This window comes from Bartonella sp. LB28NMGDW (assembly GCF_042194435.1).
GTDB classification, from domain to species: domain Bacteria; phylum Pseudomonadota; class Alphaproteobacteria; order Rhizobiales; family Rhizobiaceae; genus Bartonella; species Bartonella grahamii.
This window is the reverse complement of sequence record NZ_JBHIMX010000001.1, coordinates 241,573-260,121: the sequence shown is the minus strand read 5'-3', so window position 1 is coordinate 260,121 and position 18,549 is coordinate 241,573. Positions and strand designations below refer to the sequence as shown.

The 18,549-nt window shown below is 36.3% G+C and carries 16 protein-coding genes; 7 read left to right on the top strand and 9 right to left on the bottom strand.

Annotated features, from left to right (window positions below; all coding sequences use genetic code 11):
* Together ACFIKG_RS01055 and ACFIKG_RS01050 are read left to right on the top strand one after the other, a co-directional pair.
* A complete protein-coding gene (locus ACFIKG_RS01055; protein WP_375625127.1) occupies positions 1–744 on the top strand; it encodes a TlyA family RNA methyltransferase in 744 nt (247 codons plus the stop codon).
* Entirely contained in the window at positions 741–1,994 is a 1,254-nt protein-coding gene (locus ACFIKG_RS01050; protein WP_375625700.1) for a class I SAM-dependent RNA methyltransferase, read from the top strand. The genes ACFIKG_RS01055 and ACFIKG_RS01050 overlap by 4 nt, the downstream gene beginning before the upstream one ends.
* Before the next feature lie 541 nt (positions 1,995–2,535).
* Here ACFIKG_RS01050 and tldD read toward each other — a convergent pair.
* Entirely contained in the window at positions 2,536–3,960 is a 1,425-nt protein-coding gene (gene tldD / locus ACFIKG_RS01045; RefSeq protein WP_375625125.1) for a metalloprotease TldD, read from the bottom strand.
* A gap of 109 nt (positions 3,961–4,069) precedes the next feature.
* A complete protein-coding gene (locus tag ACFIKG_RS01040) occupies positions 4,070–4,645 on the bottom strand; it encodes an invasion associated locus B family protein (RefSeq protein WP_375625703.1) in 576 nt (191 codons plus the stop codon).
* Positions 4,646–4,941: 296 nt separating this feature from the next.
* On the opposite strand from ACFIKG_RS01040, the gene cyoE reads away from it, so the two are divergent.
* The 4 genes from cyoE to rnhA all read left to right on the top strand — a co-directional run bounded on the left by cyoE (position 4,942) and on the right by rnhA (position 8,547).
* Entirely contained in the window at positions 4,942–5,877 is a 936-nt protein-coding gene (cyoE, locus tag ACFIKG_RS01035) for a heme o synthase (protein ID WP_375651618.1), read from the top strand.
* A gap of 182 nt (positions 5,878–6,059) precedes the next feature.
* Positions 6,060–7,115, top strand: a complete 1,056-nt coding sequence (gene ispH, locus ACFIKG_RS01030) for a 4-hydroxy-3-methylbut-2-enyl diphosphate reductase (RefSeq protein WP_375625122.1) — start codon at positions 6,060–6,062, stop codon at positions 7,113–7,115.
* Entirely contained in the window at positions 7,115–8,074 is a 960-nt protein-coding gene (locus ACFIKG_RS01025) for a homoserine kinase (protein WP_375651583.1), read from the top strand. The genes ispH and ACFIKG_RS01025 overlap by 1 nt, the downstream gene beginning before the upstream one ends.
* Before the next feature lie 5 nt (positions 8,075–8,079).
* Positions 8,080–8,547 (top strand): ribonuclease HI, encoded by a 468-nt coding sequence (gene rnhA / locus ACFIKG_RS01020; RefSeq protein ID WP_375625120.1) that lies wholly within the window; start codon positions 8,080–8,082, stop codon positions 8,545–8,547.
* Between the two features lie 23 nt (positions 8,548–8,570).
* Here the strand turns inward: rnhA and ACFIKG_RS01015 are convergent, their stop codons facing one another.
* Entirely contained in the window at positions 8,571–9,452 is an 882-nt protein-coding gene (locus ACFIKG_RS01015) for a protein-disulfide reductase DsbD domain-containing protein (RefSeq protein WP_375625119.1), read from the bottom strand.
* A gap of 71 nt (positions 9,453–9,523) precedes the next feature.
* On the opposite strand from ACFIKG_RS01015, the gene ACFIKG_RS01010 reads away from it, so the two are divergent.
* On the top strand, positions 9,524–10,108 hold the full coding sequence (locus ACFIKG_RS01010) for a YqgE/AlgH family protein (protein ID WP_375625118.1): 585 nt from the start codon (positions 9,524–9,526) through the stop codon (positions 10,106–10,108).
* Positions 10,109–10,150: 42 nt separating this feature from the next.
* Here the strand turns inward: ACFIKG_RS01010 and ACFIKG_RS01005 are convergent, their stop codons facing one another.
* From ACFIKG_RS01005 to ACFIKG_RS00980, 6 genes are all read right to left on the bottom strand, one after another.
* Complete coding sequence (locus ACFIKG_RS01005; protein ID WP_375651582.1) at positions 10,151–13,036, bottom strand: EAL domain-containing protein; 2,886 nt, start codon at positions 13,034–13,036, stop codon at positions 10,151–10,153.
* Between the two features lie 400 nt (positions 13,037–13,436).
* Positions 13,437–14,711, bottom strand: a complete 1,275-nt coding sequence (locus ACFIKG_RS01000; RefSeq protein ID WP_012754834.1) for a pitrilysin family protein — start codon at positions 14,709–14,711, stop codon at positions 13,437–13,439.
* 83 nt (positions 14,712–14,794) lie between these two features.
* A complete protein-coding gene (gene thrC / locus ACFIKG_RS00995; RefSeq protein WP_375651581.1) occupies positions 14,795–16,192 on the bottom strand; it encodes a threonine synthase in 1,398 nt (465 codons plus the stop codon).
* Positions 16,193–16,816: 624 nt separating this feature from the next.
* Entirely contained in the window at positions 16,817–17,179 is a 363-nt protein-coding gene (locus ACFIKG_RS00990; RefSeq protein ID WP_375625717.1) for a hypothetical protein, read from the bottom strand.
* A gap of 220 nt (positions 17,180–17,399) precedes the next feature.
* A complete protein-coding gene (locus tag ACFIKG_RS00985) occupies positions 17,400–17,762 on the bottom strand; it encodes a hypothetical protein (protein WP_375651580.1) in 363 nt (120 codons plus the stop codon).
* Between the two features lie 183 nt (positions 17,763–17,945).
* The gene (locus ACFIKG_RS00980; protein WP_375648096.1) at positions 17,946–18,302 is read right to left on the bottom strand and encodes a hypothetical protein; all 357 of its coding nucleotides are present in this window, start codon (positions 18,300–18,302) and stop codon (positions 17,946–17,948) included.
* Positions 18,303–18,549: the final 247 nt, after the last annotated feature.

Below are 18,549 nucleotides of genomic sequence, written 5' to 3'. Positions count from 1 at the left end.
ATGGCTGCCAGAAAAAGGCTCGATATTCTCTTAGTTGAAAAAAACTTTTTTACGACACGTTCACGCGCACGTGATGCTGTCATGCGTCAAACTGTTAAAGTTAACGGCGAAATCGTTTTTAAAGCTGGGCAAATTGTTTTTGGTGATGCAGAGATTGCTGTTTGTGATCCAGCGCAGAATTATGTTTCTCGGGCAGCGTTAAAATTGATTGCTGCACTTGATGCATTTCCGATTATAACAGATAAAGTGACGGCCATTGATGTTGGTGCATCAACAGGTGGTTTTACACAAGTTCTCTTAGAACGTGGATCGGCTCATGTAATTGCCGTTGATGTTGGGCATCATCAATTTGATAAACGTTTATTGGGCAACAGTGCTATAACGTTATTAGAAGGCTTGAATGTTAGAGATTTTCAACATAACCATTTAGGTGGGCGAGAAATTGATCTTATCGTTTCAGATGTTAGCTTTATTTCTCTCAAACTTGCATTGCCTCCCGTTTTGTCTTTAGCCAAGAAGGGCGCTCAAGCTGTTTTACTGGTAAAGCCTCAGTTTGAGGTTGGTCGTAAACACTTTAGTAAGAGGGGAATATTAAATCCATCAATAGCTAAAGAAACTGCTGAGGCGCTTTTTGTTTGGTTAAATACACAAACAGGGTGGAGCGCAAGAGGTTTAATTCCTTCCCCTATTACAGGTGGTGATGGCAACGTGGAATATTTACTATTCGGAGAAAAACAAGAGTGAGTGACAATGTCATAATCGACCATATCGGAGCAAATGGGTATGGTACTTCTAGGACGTCTCGCGGCTTCGTTTATGTTCCTTTTACTTTACCAGGAGAGTGTGCTGAAATTACTGTTCATGGAAAATATGCAACATGTATAGCATTAAAAGAAAAATCATTAGAACGCATTGATACTCTTTGTCAGCATTTTGGAGAATGTGGAGGGTGTACTCTTCAGCATTGGCATATGGATGCTTATCGCGTATGGAAACAACAATTGGTTGTTGATGCGCTTAAAAAGTATGGACTTAATAATGTTGTTGCGCCTTTAATAGAATGTAAACCTTATAGCCGACGGCGGATTACTCTAACAGCATCTATGACCCCACAGGGGCAAAAAGTTGGTTTTAACCGTTATCTCTCTCATGAGATTGTAGCTCTTGAGGAATGTCCAGTAAGCTGTCCAGAGCTTATTTCTCAGTTGCATAATATCAGAGAGCTCTGTGCTTTTCTAAGCAGCTCTGCCAAACGGTTTCATGTTACAATAACACGTGTTGAAAATGGTTTAGATGTTGCTTTAAGCGGTTGCATTGTACACCATGAATCACTTCGTCAGAAAATGATCAGTGCTGCTCTTTCATATGGGATTATACGTTTATCTGTTGATGGTGAAGTTTTGGTTGAACGAGAAAAACCAGAGATTTACTTTGGAGATGTCCGTGTTGAATTTCCTTCTGGTGGTTTTCTTCAAGCAACCTGCGAAGCTGAAAATATAATGGGCAATATTATTTTGACTCATTTAAAAAAAGCAAAGAATGCTGTTGATTTGTTTTCAGGGATAGGAACATTTACTTTGCGTATGGCAAAAAAGATGAATGTTCATGCAGTAGAAAATAATGAAGATGCATTAAGAAATCTAAATACAGCAGCACGTTTTGCGACTGGTTTAAAAACGGTCACTTGTGAAAAACGTGATCTTTTCCGACATCCCCTTTCTGTAAAGGAACTTGAGTGTTTTGAGAGTGTTGTTTTTGATCCTCCCCGTGCTGGTGCAGAGCAACAAGTACGTGAATTAGCTAAGACGACAGTATCACGTGTTGTGGCAATTTCCTGTAATCCTACTACATTTGCTCGTGATTTATCTCTTCTTGTTGCAGGGGGGTATACAGTAGAAAAAATCATACCGATTGATCAATTTTTATGGTCACCACATGTCGAAATTGTTGCTGTTTTGAGCAAAAAGAAAAAAAAGAAAGGTTGGAAGCTTTAGCTTAAAAATTTTTTAATGCCATGAAGATTTTTTTTAAAGTTTACTTGAGTATTATTATAAAATCTCTCCAAAAATTATCTATAATAATAACCTTTTTCTCGTTGAATTAAGAGCACTGAATGTAGAAAGTGTTTTTTATTTTGAACTTTTTATTATGAAATATAAAAGGCAAATTATCCCACACAAAAGACTAATGTATTAAGAAGAAGATGTGTCTGAACAAGCCGGTGCCAGTGTTATATTTGTCATCTTCCAATGTGGCTATAACTCTTGTTACTTGAGACGGTCCATAAGAGGAATCTTTGGTCCTTTCTTGTACAGGTTTTATTCATATGACTCTCCCCATCTGTAACGTACAAACGAATGATTTTGATTGATTCAATATGGAACAGATTTGAAATGAGAGAATCTTATGGTATTCAAGGTTCTAATTTAATATGAACAACGATAGATTATCTTTATAAATCAATGTATTGTAACCTCCTCACAAAATGGTCGTGATAGATGATAAGGAGGCAATATTGGGAAGGAATGAGAAAGCTTATTCTTTTATAAGCGCAGTTCCACCGATTGTCATATTATTGATTCGAAGATGAGGTTGACCAACACCAACAGGGACATTTTGGCCAGCTTTTCCACACATACCGATACCATTATCAAGTTTACTATCATTACCAATCATTGTAATACGTTTCATAGCATCCGGTCCATTTCCAATAAGAGTTGCGCCTCTGATTGGTGCTACAATTTTACCATTTTCTACTCGGTATGCTTCAGTACATTCAAAGACGAATTTTCCAGAAGTAATATCAACTTGTCCTCCACCAAATGAAACAGCATAGATACCATGTTTGAGTGAAGAAAGGATTTCTTCAGGTGTTTTATCTCCTCCTAGCATGATTGTATTGGTCATTCGTGGCATTGGTGCATAAGCATAAGATTCACGCCGTCCATTTCCAGTTGATTTACCTCCCATAAGCCGTGCATTAAGCCTGTCTTGCATAAAACCAACGAGCTTTCCATCTTCAATGAGAACGTTATATCCTGAAGGGGTCCCCTCATCATCGACAGTGAGAGAGCCACGGCATTGTGGAATTGTTCCATCATCAACAACTGTAACACCTTTTGCCGCAACTTGTTGTCCTAAAAGTCCAGCAAAAGCGGATGTTTTTTTACGGTTAAAGTCACCTTCTAAACCATGACCTACGGCTTCATGGAGCATAACGCCAGGCCATCCATTGGCTAAGACAACATCAAAAGATCCTGCAGGTGCTGCTTCTGCTTCTAAATTTGTTAAAGCCATACGTAAGGCTTCATCCGCAGCTTTTTTCCAATTGTCTTCATGAATAAATTGGTCAAATGCTTGTCGCCCTCCACATCCATAAAAACCATTTTCACGTCGATTGCCTTCAGCTGCGACCACAGATATAGAAAGTCGCACAAGGGGACGAATATCACGAACCAAATAACCATCTGCACGTAAAATTTCAACATGTTGTAGCGAGCCGGAAAGAGAAGCAGTCACTTGATGCAATTTATCATTTTTAGCACGTAAATAGGCATCAATTTTTTGCAAAAGAGCACTTTTTTCCTCAAATGATGGAGCATCAAGGGGATTATGCGGTTGATAAAGTTTTTTGTTTGTTTGTTGAGGTGCTATGCTATAAGTTCCCGCATGATTATTATAGGTAATAGCTTTAGCTGCTTCACTAGCACGTTTGAGTGCAGCAGCTGATAATTCACTAGAATATGCATATCCGGTAGCTTCTCCAGCAACGACACGCAGCCCAAACCCCATATCTTGATGGAAAGAGCCGTTTTTAAGCTGTCCATTATCAAATAAAAGAGCTTCGCTTTCTGTATACTCAAGGTAAAGCTCACCATCATCAGCATGATGAAGCGTTTCTTGTACAAGTGATTGCACTTTAGAGGAAGTAATATCAAAATGATCTATCAGCGATTTCATAAGAATTATCCTATTTTTATGGGAACTTAGAAGATTTTTATTAATCTAATTTAAGAAGCTTTCAAAATATACGATGAGATTTTAATCGTCTAAAGTGTATCGATTTCATTCATGTAGGTAAGGTTGCATAGGCGTCGGCAAGACCATGAAGGTCAACAAAACCTCCAATCCCTTGTTCAGGAGTTGTAAAGATAAAATAGGTTGCCATTTTTCCTTTTAAAAAGAGCTGCAATATGTCTTCTTTAAGAAAGGCTTCAGCAACACAATTATCACCAAGACAACGACGATATTCCATTCTGCCCATATTTTTATCGTCAATTTTAATTCCAACGCCAGGACGTAATTCAACGCGAATCGGAACAAAAACACGCATCAAAGCACCTTGCTTTTGAGGAAGTTTATAAAATGTAACACGCAAAGTAATATCATGACGACCTTGTGTATGAACGTTTTGTACAACTTCACACTGCATGTTAGGTGTACCTGGCGGTAGAGCACAAACTTTTGTCCATGCACCATAGGTTTGTGGAGCAGGGACATTTTGCGCATAAGGTGTTTGTGCAAATGCATGATTGATAAAACTACTATAAAGTGTGTAAAGAACAGCACCAATAAAAAAAGTTTTTTTGAGTAATTTATAAAGTATCACAGAAAATCCTACCCGACTCAACACACATACAACCATACATAGATTTACATAAAAAAATGAATTCCCCACATAAAAACTATAACACAAAATCAGTATTTACCCAAATATATTAATCCATAGGATATATTTTTATGATACATTTGTAATGTAGGAGAGAATGTTGATTGAAAAAATGTATTTTTGTTGCCAATATTCCATCTATTTTTAGGGGATACGTGCGAACGAGGTATTTCATATTTTCTCAAAAATACGATTGGTCTTAATTGATCATTTCCATACGCTAGATAATATTGGTTTGTGAATGACAGAAATGGAAAAGGGCTTTGAGCGGAATGTCAGTTTCAGGAGAGTTATCGGTCGTGAATAGTAAATCAACGCCACCAAAATCCGGTATTAGTGATTATATCACACTATTAAAGCCACGTGTTATGTCTCTTGTGGTCTTTACGGCTCTAGTTGGTTTGCTTGTATCGCCAGTTTCTATTAATCCGTTGTATGGTTTTTTAGCGATTTTATGTATTGCCATCGGTGGTGGCGGTGCGGGAGCACTGAATATGTGGTATGATGCTGACATTGATGCCGTGATGGAACGGACCAAAAAGCGTCCTATTCCTATGGGTAAAATCAGTTCCCAAAAAGCATTTATTTTGGGCATGGTTCTTTCTATGCTTTCGGTATTGGTTATGGGGAGCTTCATTAATTGGTTTGCAGCATTTTTTCTTGCGTTTACGATTTTCTTTTATGTCGTTATCTATACAATTTGGTTAAAACGTATCACACCACAAAATATTGTTATTGGTGGTGCTTCTGGGGCTTTCCCACCAATGATTGGATGGTCCGTGACAACAGGGACAGTGAGTATTGATAGCTTTTTATTATTTTTAATCATTTTTATGTGGACCCCCCCTCATTTTTGGGCTCTTTCTTTATTTTCATCCCTTGATTATGAGGCTGCAGGTATTCCTATGATGCCTAATGTTCGAGGTGAACATTCAACAAAAAAGCAGATTTTATTTTATACTATTTTGATGGCATTGTGCGCTGCTGCTCCTTGCTTTACTGGTCTTGGCGGAATTTTTTATGGTATTTTTTCAACAATTTTAAGCATTATCTTTGTTTATTTTGCCTATCGTTTGTGGAAAGCTGATACACATAATGAAACTATTTTGATGGCAAAAAAACTGTTTTTCTTTTCGTTACTTTATTTGGCAGCTATCTTTGGAGTTCTTTTGATTGAATCTCTTGTTTGGTATTTTATCGCTCTTTAGGCAAATAAAATGAAAAAGCAAATTTAAAAAGAGCTTTGCTGCAAGAAAATCTCGTAAGAAAACACGATAGAGTGTGTTCTTATGCAAAAGATGCTATTGCCAGTTTTTTTACATTGCTTATTCGTGTATAATGATAAGTTGTTTGAATATATAGCTAAAACTATAGAGATTAAGGATGATTTATGTCTGGACTTCCCCCTTTAACGATACGTCTTTGTGGTCCACGTGGATTTTGTGCAGGGGTTGATCGTGCTATCCAGATTGTTCTCCTTGCATTAAAAAAATATGGTGTTCCAGTATATGTTCGTCATGAAATTGTACACAACCGCTACGTGGTTGAGGGATTACAGCAACGGGGAGCTATTTTTGTTGAAGAACTTGATGAGATTCCAGAAGAACATCGCAATCAACCGGTTGTTTTTTCTGCTCATGGTGTACCAAAATCTGTTTCAGAAGAAGCACGATGCTATAATTTGTTTTATCTCGATGCAACATGTCCGTTGGTCTCGAAAGTTCATAAACAAGCGATACGACATCAACGTCATGGTCGTCATGTTATATTGATTGGTCATGCTGGTCATCCTGAGGTGATAGGGACAATGGGACAGCTTGAAGAAGGGGCTGTGACGCTTATTGAAACGATAGAAGATGCTTTGCATTATCTCCCCAATGATCCAGATAAATTAGGATTTGTTACACAAACAACGCTTTCTGTTGAAGATACGGCAGGAATTCTCGATATATTACAACAACGTTTCCCTACATTAGCAGCCCCAGCGGCTGAGTCAATTTGCTATGCTACAACGAATCGACAAGATGCGGTTAAGGCAGCAGCAAAGGGGAGTGATTTGTTTTTGATTGTTGGAGCGCCAAATTCTTCTAATTCACGACGTTTAGTAGAGGTTGCCGAAAAGTCTGGTGCGCGGCAAGCTATTTTAGTTCAGCGCGCTGATGAAATTAATTTTGAAAACCTAAAAGCTCTTTCTATTGTCAGTCTTTCAGCAGGGGCTTCGGCTCCTGAAATTATTATTGATGAAATTATTTCAGCGTTTCGTGAGCGTTATAATGTCACAATAGAATTAGCTGAAACAGCAGTAGAAACGGAAAAATTTTTAGTGAGTCGCGAATTACGTGACGTCATTTTAACGTCGCAAGATATGGCTTTCGTCAATGGTCAAGCAAATAATGCAAAAAATGAAAATCAGAATACAGACATGTCTACAACGAAAGCAGAATAATGGCCGTTTATACAGATATTCATTCAAATGATTTAAAAGTGTTTTTAACACGTTATGCAATAGGGTCACTTTTGTCTTATCAAGGTATAGAGGAGGGGATTGAAAATTCTAATTTTATGTTAGAGACAACACAAGGGCGATTTATTTTAACACTTTATGAAAAACGTATTTCAAAAGATGATTTACCTTTTTTTTGTCGCTTGATGCAGCATTTAGGACAGCGTGGAATGCCTTGCCCTCAACCTGTTATTCAAAATGATGGAATGATGATCTGTGAATTAGCAGGACGCCCTGCTGCTATTATTACTTTTCTGGAAGGAGAGTGGGTCCGCCAGCCCACTATAGATCATTGTGGCGAAGTGGGGATGGGGCTCGCACAATTACATTTAGCAGGACAGGATTTTACACTTAGTCGTAAAAATACTCTTTCTGTTATGGATTGGCAGGTATTGTGGCAACGTTGTCAAACAAAAGAAGATGCATTATTAAAAGAATTTGGGCAAAAAATTGAGTTAGAATTAGCTTTTTTACAGGAAAATTGGCCGCTCAATTTACCAATAGGCATTATTCATGCAGATTTATTTAATGATAACGTCTTTTTTGTGAATCATCGTCTTTCTGGGATAATAGATTTCTATTTTGCTTGTAATGACTTTTTTGCTTATGATTTAGCGATCTGTTTAAATGCTTGGTGCTTTGAGCTTGATCATTCTTATAATCTGGCCAAAGCACGTAAGTTATTGGAAAATTATCAAAAAATAAGACCATTGATCCCTTTAGAATTGGACAAGATTGTTTTGTTAGCTCGTGGTGCGTCTTTACGTTTCTTACTCACACGTCTTTATGATTGGTTTAATACACCGCCTAATAGCTTTGTTATTAAGAAAGATCCATGGGAGTATTGGCACAAGCTTTGTTTTTTCAGTAATGTAAATTCGCTAAGTGAATTAGGTTTTTAAATTTTATGGCAACTCAACAAAAAGTCGTTGAAATTTATACAGATGGTGCTTGCTCAGGGAATCCTGGAATTGGAGGATGGGGAGCAATTTTACGCTGGAATGGTCATGAACGTGAGCTTTATGGCGGTAAGGTCCATACGACAAACAATCAAATGGAACTCATGGCGGCAATTTGTGCATTAAAGGCACTTAAAGAGCCCTGTTTGGTCGACCTTTATACAGACTCAGTTTATGTGCGTAACGGTATATCTAAGTGGATTGAAGATTGGAAAAAGAATAATTGGCGCACTGCATCAAAAAATCCTGTTAAAAATATGGAGCTATGGCAAGCTCTTGAGGATGCTTGTTCTTGTCATACAGTCAGATGGCACTGGGTAAAAGGACATGCGGGACATCCAGAAAATGAACGCGCAGATGCCCTTGCTCGCAAAGCAATTTCTCAATATCGCGAAAATGGATGTTTTCCAGCATAATTACTGTTTGAGAGTTTTTTCTTTTATCGCGGAGTCGCAAGAGGGGTTGGCTGCGTATGGAATATGAATGTTCCACTTAAGGCGTAATCTTTAAAAGAAACTGTATAAAAAATTTTTTGGTTTATTTCTTCTGGTGCGAAATAGAGTGGAGCACTGAAGAGTGTATATTCTGCGTTATCACTGACTTTTTTTGCTGCTCCAATTTGCATTTCTCCTCCATCTAAAAAGAGAGAGGAAGGAGTGGTCTTGTTGTTATTTTGTATTTTTATAAGAAGGGTACTGTTATTTTTTTCGGCACTTATTTTTAGTGCATTCTGCATCATGCGGGGCAAAGAATCTTGGGCATTTTTTAAGAAGGAAGCAGGAAGATGTTTATTTTTAAGAGCAGATGGCGAAAAATCAAAGTTAACAGTAAATGGAAGACAGATTTTATTACATAATCCAAGAGTGAAAGCACCACTTAAATTTTTGCTTGAACCAGAAAGATTGAAGGGCAATATTACTTTATCTTTATAGCCTAATGACCAATCATTTTCTGTTTCAAAAAGCTGTGGGGTAGGATAAAAGATTTCATAAGAAACCTGTTGGTTGAAATTAAAAAACGGTGCCATGCCAGAATTACCTGGATTACGCCAGTAAGTTTTCCATCCTGGTTTAAGCACAATCTCAATAATGCCTTCTCTTATTCCAGAAAGAGAAGGTTCGGTGATTGCTAATCGGATACGACCACCATCTGATTCATACCAAGATGTTGCGAAAAGCTGGAGTTTTTGTTCTTTTTGAGCATTTACAGGAATGTTAAGTAATTCTAAAACTATGAATGTTAAGCTTAAAGTAACTAAAAGATTTTTATAAAAGAAAGTTGCGATATTTTGTAAATTTGTAAATACATGACTTTTTTTCATTGGATTTTTATTTTCCTAGTGTACTAAATGAACAAACTTTTACCATGTAAATTATGGAGAATAACAAATTAATGAAGCGGTGTAATGGCTTTTTAGGTGGACAATTACTCATAGCAATGCCTGGGATGAATGACAAACGCTTTATTCGTTCTGTTATTTACATTTGCGCGCATTCTGATGCTGGTGCGATGGGCATTATTCTCAATCAATTGCATCATATTGATTTTCCAGATCTTTTGCTTCACTTGGGAGTCATAGACAGGGGCCAAAAAAAAAGTCTTTCTGAACCAATAAAACAGTTTCCAGTTCGCTATGGTGGTCCTGTTGATCCTTCGCGTGGTTTTGTCCTTCATTCAGATGATTATGCTTGTGAAGAAACTGTTTTTATTGCAGATAAGGTCTGTTTTACTGCGACTATTGATATATTAAAAGCGATCAGTTGCGAACAAGGTCCGCAACATGCACTGGTAGCGTTAGGTTATGCTGGATGGAAAGCGGGGCAACTTGAGGCAGAAATTTCTACAAATGGTTGGCTAATCAGTTCTACATCACCTAGTTTTCTTTTTGAAAGTGATTTAAGCTGCAAGTATGATAAAAGTTTAACACGCATGGGTATCGATCCAACTTATCTTGCTTCTGAAATGGGACACGCTTAGAGTTTTTTCTAAGCTTTTTAACTTTACACGTTATTTTATCCCTTATGTTTTTATTTTATAAGGGAAATGGCTTTGAACGAGCGTAATTAATTCTTCTATGGCAATCGGTTTCGTTACAAGTGTGCTTTGAACATATTTACAGCCTTCTTGACGGAGGAAGATTGCTTCTTTTTCATTTTCAACACCTTCTGCGATAATTTGCAAATTAAGATCTGTTGCCATATTAATGATAGACTTAAGAACAATTTTCTTCTTAAGGGAGTCGATTGAAATAAGTGAACGATCAAGTTTAACCATATCAAATGGATAACGTACGAGATAGGTCAGAGACGAATAACCTGTTCCAAAATTATCGAGTGCGAGATTCATTCCAAGTGTTTTAATTTGTTCGAGAAAGTGCGCTGATTGTTCAGGATTATTTCTTAAGACAAATTCAGATATTTCAATCATCAAACGCCCTTTGTGGAGCGGATGACGAAGCAGAGCGGCGCGCAATTGACTAATAAAACGAGGATGAATCATTTCTGCGCTTGGTAAATTAATTGAAATAAAGAAAGATTGTTGGGAAAACTTTTCTTGTACATTTATAAGATCGATAATGGCACTATCGATGATAAATTGTGACAAATTCATAACAATTTGTTCGTTTTCTACGATTTTTATAAAATCAGAGACATTTAAATTTCCATAAGTGGGATGATGCCATTCTACAATTGTTTCAAAACCAATAATATGTCCGTCTGATAAATTAAGAATAGGATGGTAGAGGATTTTTATCTCATTACGTTTTATGGCATAATGAACATCTTTTTCCAGAGTATTATGTTCGAGACCCAAAGTGCGAAAATTAGGACGAAAAGGTTCTATATGGTTTCCACCCATTTGTTTTGCGCGAATCATCGCTAATTCACTGTCATTAAAAATATCTTTAGCTGTCGATCGGCTTTCACTCCATGTAACCAATCCGATAGACGTTGAAAGAATTATTTTGTTTTCTGAAAGTGAAATAGGTGCTGAAATTGTTTTGTGCAAATGATCTGCAAATGCTGCAATTTTTTGTGGTTCAGTTTCACTGAGTAAAATAATTGCAAAGCGGTCTGCTGAAAGTCGCGACAAGGTGTCTTGAAAGTTAATGAGACGGTTTAAACGACGTGCGATTATAAGCAGTACAGTATCCCCAACTGCTATGCCTAATTTGCGATTAATTTTGCGAAAATTGTCCAAATCAATCATAAAGACAGTCGGTCTAATTTTGATATTTGCTTTCGCCAAAGAGGTATAATTTTGTAGTCTATCGAAGAAAATTTGTTGGTTAGGAAGGCCGGTTAAGCTGTCGTGGATTGCATCATGCAATAAGCGTTCTTCGGATTTTTTATGGTTAGTAATATTGACAATGGTTCCAATGACACGTGTGATTTTCCCATCTTTTTGCATAGCCGGGCGTGCACGAAGAGAAAACCAATGATAATAACCACCACCGGAAGAAAGCCGAAAAATTTGATCAATGCGCCCTTTTTTATTTTTAAGAATGATATCTAATACGCCTTGAAAGCGTTCACGATCATCATGGTGCAAGGCTGAAATCCAGTTGCGCATAGGTCCATTGAGGTTATGAATTTCAGTACCAAAAAGGGTAGCCATGTTTGGATGTACAACAATACGGTCACGCTCAATATTCCAATCCCAAATAATATTTCCAGCTCCCTTTGCTGCGAGTACTTGTTGTTCAAGATCGGAAAATATTCCTTCATGGAAAGCGTCATTAGAAAAAGTTTGTTGCAGGACAGTAAAGCTGATGAGAAGAACAATGAGCACTAATCCCCCCGCTAATGCCGGCTGGATAATATCATTGTTTAAATATCCAGCTATGCAGGCATAGGCTCCAACACACCAAAAGCTAATGAGCAACCATGTTGGAATAAGCATAATGGCGCGGTCATAGCTTCTGATCGAGAAATAGATGATTAATATTATACCAAGCACAGCGGTAAGGCCAAAAGACAAACGCGCAATTCCAGCTGCTCTGATTGGATCATAAATAGCAAAGGCTCCTAGACTACAAAAGGCAATGGTCCAAGCGATAGCACCGTAACTAAAATGATAATGCCAGCGGTTAAGGCTGAGATAGGTAAAAAGAAAAATGAAGAGTGTAGCAGTAAGTGCTACTTCTGTACCAGCACGCCAGATTGGTTGTGTTGTGAGTGTAACTGCAAAGAATTTATTTAAAAAGTTGAAGTCAATACCAATATAAAAAAGCACTGCCCAAGCAACAGCAGCTGTTGCAGGAAACAGTCCTGTTCCACGGACAACAAAGAGTACAGTTAACAAAAGCGCTAAGAGACCTGATATCCCAAGAAGAATACCATGATAAAGCGTATAAGAATTAATTGCATCTTTATAAGCTTCAGGTTGCCATAAATAGATTTGCGGTAGATTTGCAGAGTTAAGTTCGGCCACAAATGTAACAACAGCACCAGGGTTAAGGGTAATACGAAAGATATCAGAGTTTGCACTAAGTTGACGATCGAGGGAAAAACCTTCGCTTGGCGTTATGGATTGAATCCTTGCTGATCCAAGGTCTGGCCAAAAAAATCCAGAACGCGCCATGCGGTAGTGGGGGGCAACGATGAGACGATCGATTTGTTCATCTGTTGGATTTGCAAGAGAAAAAACTGCCCAATTTCCGGAAAATTTTTCATTTTTTGCCTGCACTTCAATACGCCAAACAATACCATCTGGTCCTGGCGCTGTACTTGTTTGAAAAATAGAGCTGTTTGTATGGTGAATTTCAATTGCTTGTGAGAGATCAAGAGCAGCATCCTGAGAAGAAATTTTAACTGGCTCAATTGCTTGTGCTGATGTAAGATGGACAAGAGAACTAACGACTACAATGAAAATGATGTCAATTATTTTACGCAAACTCTTCACAATGTCCCACTCTCAATATTTTAGGATGTTTAACTTTCATTTCGATTTTTGAGAAAAAACGTCCACCTTTTATAATTTATTTACATAATAAATTGTTATCACTTTTTCTTAAGTTATGTGGTTTTATATACAAATAGACCACATGTCCATTTGCTTCAATGGAACTTGAAGCGAATGAAGTTTTATATTTTAAAAGGGCAAAGTTAAACCATGAATTTCCAGATTTCACGGATATACCTTCACTCATTAGAATCTTTATCACATGAAGTATGAATTGGGTAGTTTTGTACGCTTCTTTGCCCAATATTTCCAAAACTTATTTAATGAGAAGAGCTTTTGTGGTAAATTTTACGATAAAATATGTGTATGTTATTGTGATGCTGTTTTGAAAAGAAGTTTTTTACTTTAGCTTGGATGAAAGAGTTGACGTTAAATCATCAAAATTTATGAGGGGTCCTACAGGTCCGACAGCAGTTAGTGTTGGAGTGGAATTTGTAAAAAGACGATGTGCTAAGTCAGTTAATCTTTTAGGAGTGATGAGATTGAGGCGTTCAATTGTTTCCGATATTGGAATTGGTCGACCATAAAGGAGTATTTGGCGAGCAATGAGATGTGCTTGACTAGAGGGATTTTCCTGTGACATTGTCAGATTCGCACGATATTGCGTTTGTGCTCGTTGCAGTTCATTGGCGTGAATGTTTTTACTGACCTTGGAAAGTTCATCAAGAATCACGGGAATAAGTTCTTTGAGCCCTTCTTGTCCGGTAGCTGCGTGAACACCAAAAAGCCCAGTATCTGAAAATCCCCAATGAAAAGCATAAATAGAATAGCATAATCCACGTTTCTCTCTTACCTCTTGAAAAAGACGTGAAGACATACCACCACCAAGAATGATTGAAAGAATTTGGGCCGCATAAAAATCACGCGCGTGATAAGCACGCCCTTCAAACCCTAGAACAACTTGTGTATCCATTAAATCGCGATATTCACGAAAGTCGCCACCGACATAATTTGCAAGATTAGTAAGAGGTGCGGTTGAATGGGAGCGAAAAGTACCAAGACGACTTTCAACTTCTCGCAAGAAACTTTCGTGTTTTACAGCTCCTGCAGCAACGACAATCATACGATCTGCACTATATTGTTTATTGATGAAATCATGGAGATCAGTAGATGTAAATGATTGAATAGTTTTAGCTGTTCCTAAAATAGAGCGTCCAAGGGATTGATGACGAAAGGCTGTTTCTGTAAAGTGATCAAAAACAATATCATCAGGAGTGTCATGAGCGGCACCAATTTCCTGAAATATTACTTGTTTTTCTCGTTCTAGTTCATTGTCGTCAAATTTTGAATGCATTAAAATATCGGCTAAAATGTCTATAGCAAGTGGGATATCGCTTTTAAGTACACGTGCAAAGTAAGCTGTTGTTTCAATACTGGTTGTGGCATTGATTTCACCGCCAACATCTTCAATATCGGTTGCAATTTGAAAAGCAGTGCGGTTTTCGGTTCCTTTAAAAGCCATATGCTCAAGAAGATGAGCTATACCATGCTGTGTGGAGGTTTCATTGCGTGAGCCCACTTTAACCCATATTCCGAGGGCAACACTATCAATTTGTTGCATTGTATGTGTGGCGATAGTCAAGCCATTACTAAGGCGACATATATCTACATCCATGTATTTACAACTCCATTAAATAAGCTAAATACCTCATTGTAAGGGTATTAGAATATTCTTGATTTAAGTTAATGCAGCTAACTTTAATAAGATGCACGCGATTTTAAAGAAATATAATCTTTTACTATTTTTTCATCATTAGCAAGACTTATAAAGTGTTCTTCGCGTTTCATTACATCATTGAGATGAGATGGCCATGGGGCATGAAGTCCACAAGCACTTTTAATAGTATCAGGAAATTTAGCTGGATGAGCCGTGGCAAGGACGATCATTGGAATATGCGGTTTTTTGTTTTTACGCGCTACTTGAAGAGCGACGGCTGTATGTGGATCAACAAGATAGCCACTTTCCTTATAGACACTATCAATTGTTTGAGCTGTTGCAGCCATGTTGCTTTTCCCAGCAGAAAATAGGGAACGAATATTTTTGAGTTGCTTTTCATCAAGAGTAAAACGTCCTGATTGTTTCAAGTTGTCCATTGCATTGCGAATCCACATTGGATCACGATTGCCACTTTCAAAGAGCAAACGTTCAAAATTAGAAGAGACCTGAATATCCATAGAAGGTGATGTTGTATGAACTATTGGTCGTGTTTCGTAAATACCACTGGTCAATGTACGTGCAAGGATGTCGTTATCATTCGTTGCGATGACCAGTTGAGCAATGGGTAATCCCATACGGGCTGCAACATAACCTGCAAAAATATCACCAAAATTTCCAGTAGGAACAGTAAATGAAACAGCTCTATCAGGAGCTCCTAAGGAAAGCGCAGATGAAAAATAGTAAACAATTTGCGCCATGATACGTGCCCAATTTATAGAATTAACACCTGAAAGCGCTCTTTTTTTACGAAAATTGTGGTCATTAAACATTGCTTTGACAAGAGCTTGACAATTATCAAAATTTCCTTCAATTGCAATGGCATGAACATTTGAACATTGATTGGTTGTCATTTGCCGTTGTTGAACAGGTGATACACGTCCTTTGGGAAATAAAATAAAAATATCTGAGTGTTCTTTTCCAGCAAAAGCTTGTATCGCAGCCCCTCCTGTATCACCTGATGTTGCAGCAATAATCGTTGCAGATCTATTTTTTTTAGTCAAAACATAATCCATCAGCCGAGAAAGAAACTGCATTGCAACATCTTTAAAAGCTAAAGTAGGACCATGAAAGAGTTCAAGGATAAATTCATCTGCTCCAGTTTGTCGTAACGGACAGATTGCTGGATGGTGAAAGGTTGCATAAGATTCAGCGATCATACTTTCAAAAGCTGTATATTCGATTTCGTTATTCACAAAGGGCCACAAAATAGTTTTAGCAATTGTTGTATAGGATTGGCCACGAAGTGCCCGTAACGCATCAAATGAGAGCTGAGGAAATTTATCTGGCAGATAAAGTCCTCCATCACTTGCCAATCCTGTCATGATCGTTTCCGTAAAGCTTAAAGCAGGAGCTTCACCTCTCGTGCTGATATATTCCATAAGTCTTGTCCTTTTTTATTTCTGGAAAATTGGTGAAGTTATTTATTTCACGTTTTTCATAATATTTAAATTATTAAATGGATAGTTTTTTTACTCAATAATGAAAGGCAATAGTCTAAAGCATTTTTATTTTTGAGATATAAACGTCAAAAGTTCACAGAAAATCTGTTAAAGTCGAAATTTTTTTCTCTATTATTCATTCACTTAAATTTTGCAATATATCTTCATTTGTGCACCTTCTTAAATAATAAAATCAAATAGATAGAATGGTATTTATTGAAGAATTTTTTTTGTAAAACTCAATCATTCATATTTATTTTATGCTCTTATACTTTGTAACAATTAAATCTGCTAAAATGAATGTTGAAATGATATAAATCAAAATTCATACTGAAAGATTTATAAGGTAATTTTATGGCATTTCGTGCGCAAATTTATACTTTGAATAATTTTTGTTTAGCTTAATTTATTATTTTGTATACTAATAGATATTATATTTGTTCTATACAGTATGGTAACCTAAATTTTATCCATAGAAAACATACGACAGCCTGCTACATGATGTGAAGCAGGCTGTAAAGTATTCTCATTTTAAATAGAAAAAAATAACTAAGTATCTTTGAATTATTTGCCTTTAAGTTTTCCTATTGCCCATCCGATTGTCCCGCTAAATATGGACATAAAAAATCCAGTCAAGAATCCAAAACCCAAAGCTCCTACTGTAGAAAAAACTCCTAGCGTAATTGGTTCAAATACTTTCTCAAATTTTCCTTCAATGGCAGTTTCACTTTTTGCTCCATGAGTGAAACTTGGGACATAAAGAGAAGCTATATCGATAGCTTTTTTCTTTCCCTGTTCTATTAGAGAGACAGTTTCCCATTGAATATCATTTTTCAAATGATTGGCATGAACATTTATAACTTGTGAAAGCAAAAAAACAACTGCTATAAAAATATTTAATATGTAAGTTTTCAATACTTTAATCATAATTTATCACCAATACTTTTACTTTTATTTTAATTTGAATTGAATTGAATAGATGCATCGGCAGAATTAGTGCACATTGAGAGAAACAGAAGCATTTAAAGCTTTTTCATTCTTAATGTGATAATTCATTAGTTTTTTGTCATCAACAATGGATAAATACAAAATATATCCATAGTTTATATTTCGTATGAGAAGGTTTTATTCTGATAAAATTTCAATTTTAACGAGATTTAAAATACGATATTATTTTACCTATTATCCATGCTAAAAACATGCCTATCGTACTTGATGCATATCCAAGTGCCATCCCAACACCAAAGGTTCCGAGTGTAAGAGGTTCAACGACCTTTTCAAATTTTCCTTCAAGAGTAGTTTCATTATCCACTCCAAGATTTAGAATGGGGCTATAGAGAGAAACGGTATGGACTACATCCTGTCTTTTCTGCTCTATGGCAGAAACAAAAATATTCTCACGATGAGTATTATTTTGCAAATAGTTTGCATGCACATTTACAATCTGTGAAAGAAAAAAGGCAGACATAATGAAAATACTTAACATATGATTTTTTAACAATTTAATCATAATTTACCTCAAATATTTTATAATATTCAATATATATATATGCGTAAATTTATACTTTGGATATTTGGATATAATCTACAACATTTATCTCTTGTATCAAGAGAAGCTTCATTATGTAATTATTTACAACAAATAATAGATTCATAATGAAGCTATTATTCTAGAGTTCTAGACGAGGCTGGATTATTTGAACATTAACACTATGTCCTTTATCCAACTTATTATCGATCCTATAAAGCTCATTGCATATCCAGCAAACAATAGTCCCACTCCTATAGTCATAGGCTCAACGACCTTTTCAATTTTCCCTTGACCTGTTGTTCCATTTTCTGTTTGATAATTTACAGATGGAACATAGAAAGAAGTCGTAGAAACTACATCAGATTTTGCATACTTTACTTGTTCCATTGGGAAAACAGAAAGTTCCTCTTTTGGAGTATCGTTTTTCAAATAGTTTGCATTAACATTTACAGTTTGTGAAATAAAAAAAGTGCTCGCTATAAAAATGCTTAAGATATAATTTTTAAATATTTTGACCATAACTTTACCTCAAATATTTTTAATTTATAGATGTAAGAAAATATACATAATGTTTATATATCTCACACTATATACAATTTTGATATTTCAATATGTATTTTTAGTCAATAATAAAAATACATATAAAAATATAAATATAATTTTTTATAAACATTATTGTAAAAAAGTAACAGTAATAATTACAAAAATATTTTTTAAAATTTTATGAATTGTTTTGTTATGTGTTATATATAAATAACATGTGGTC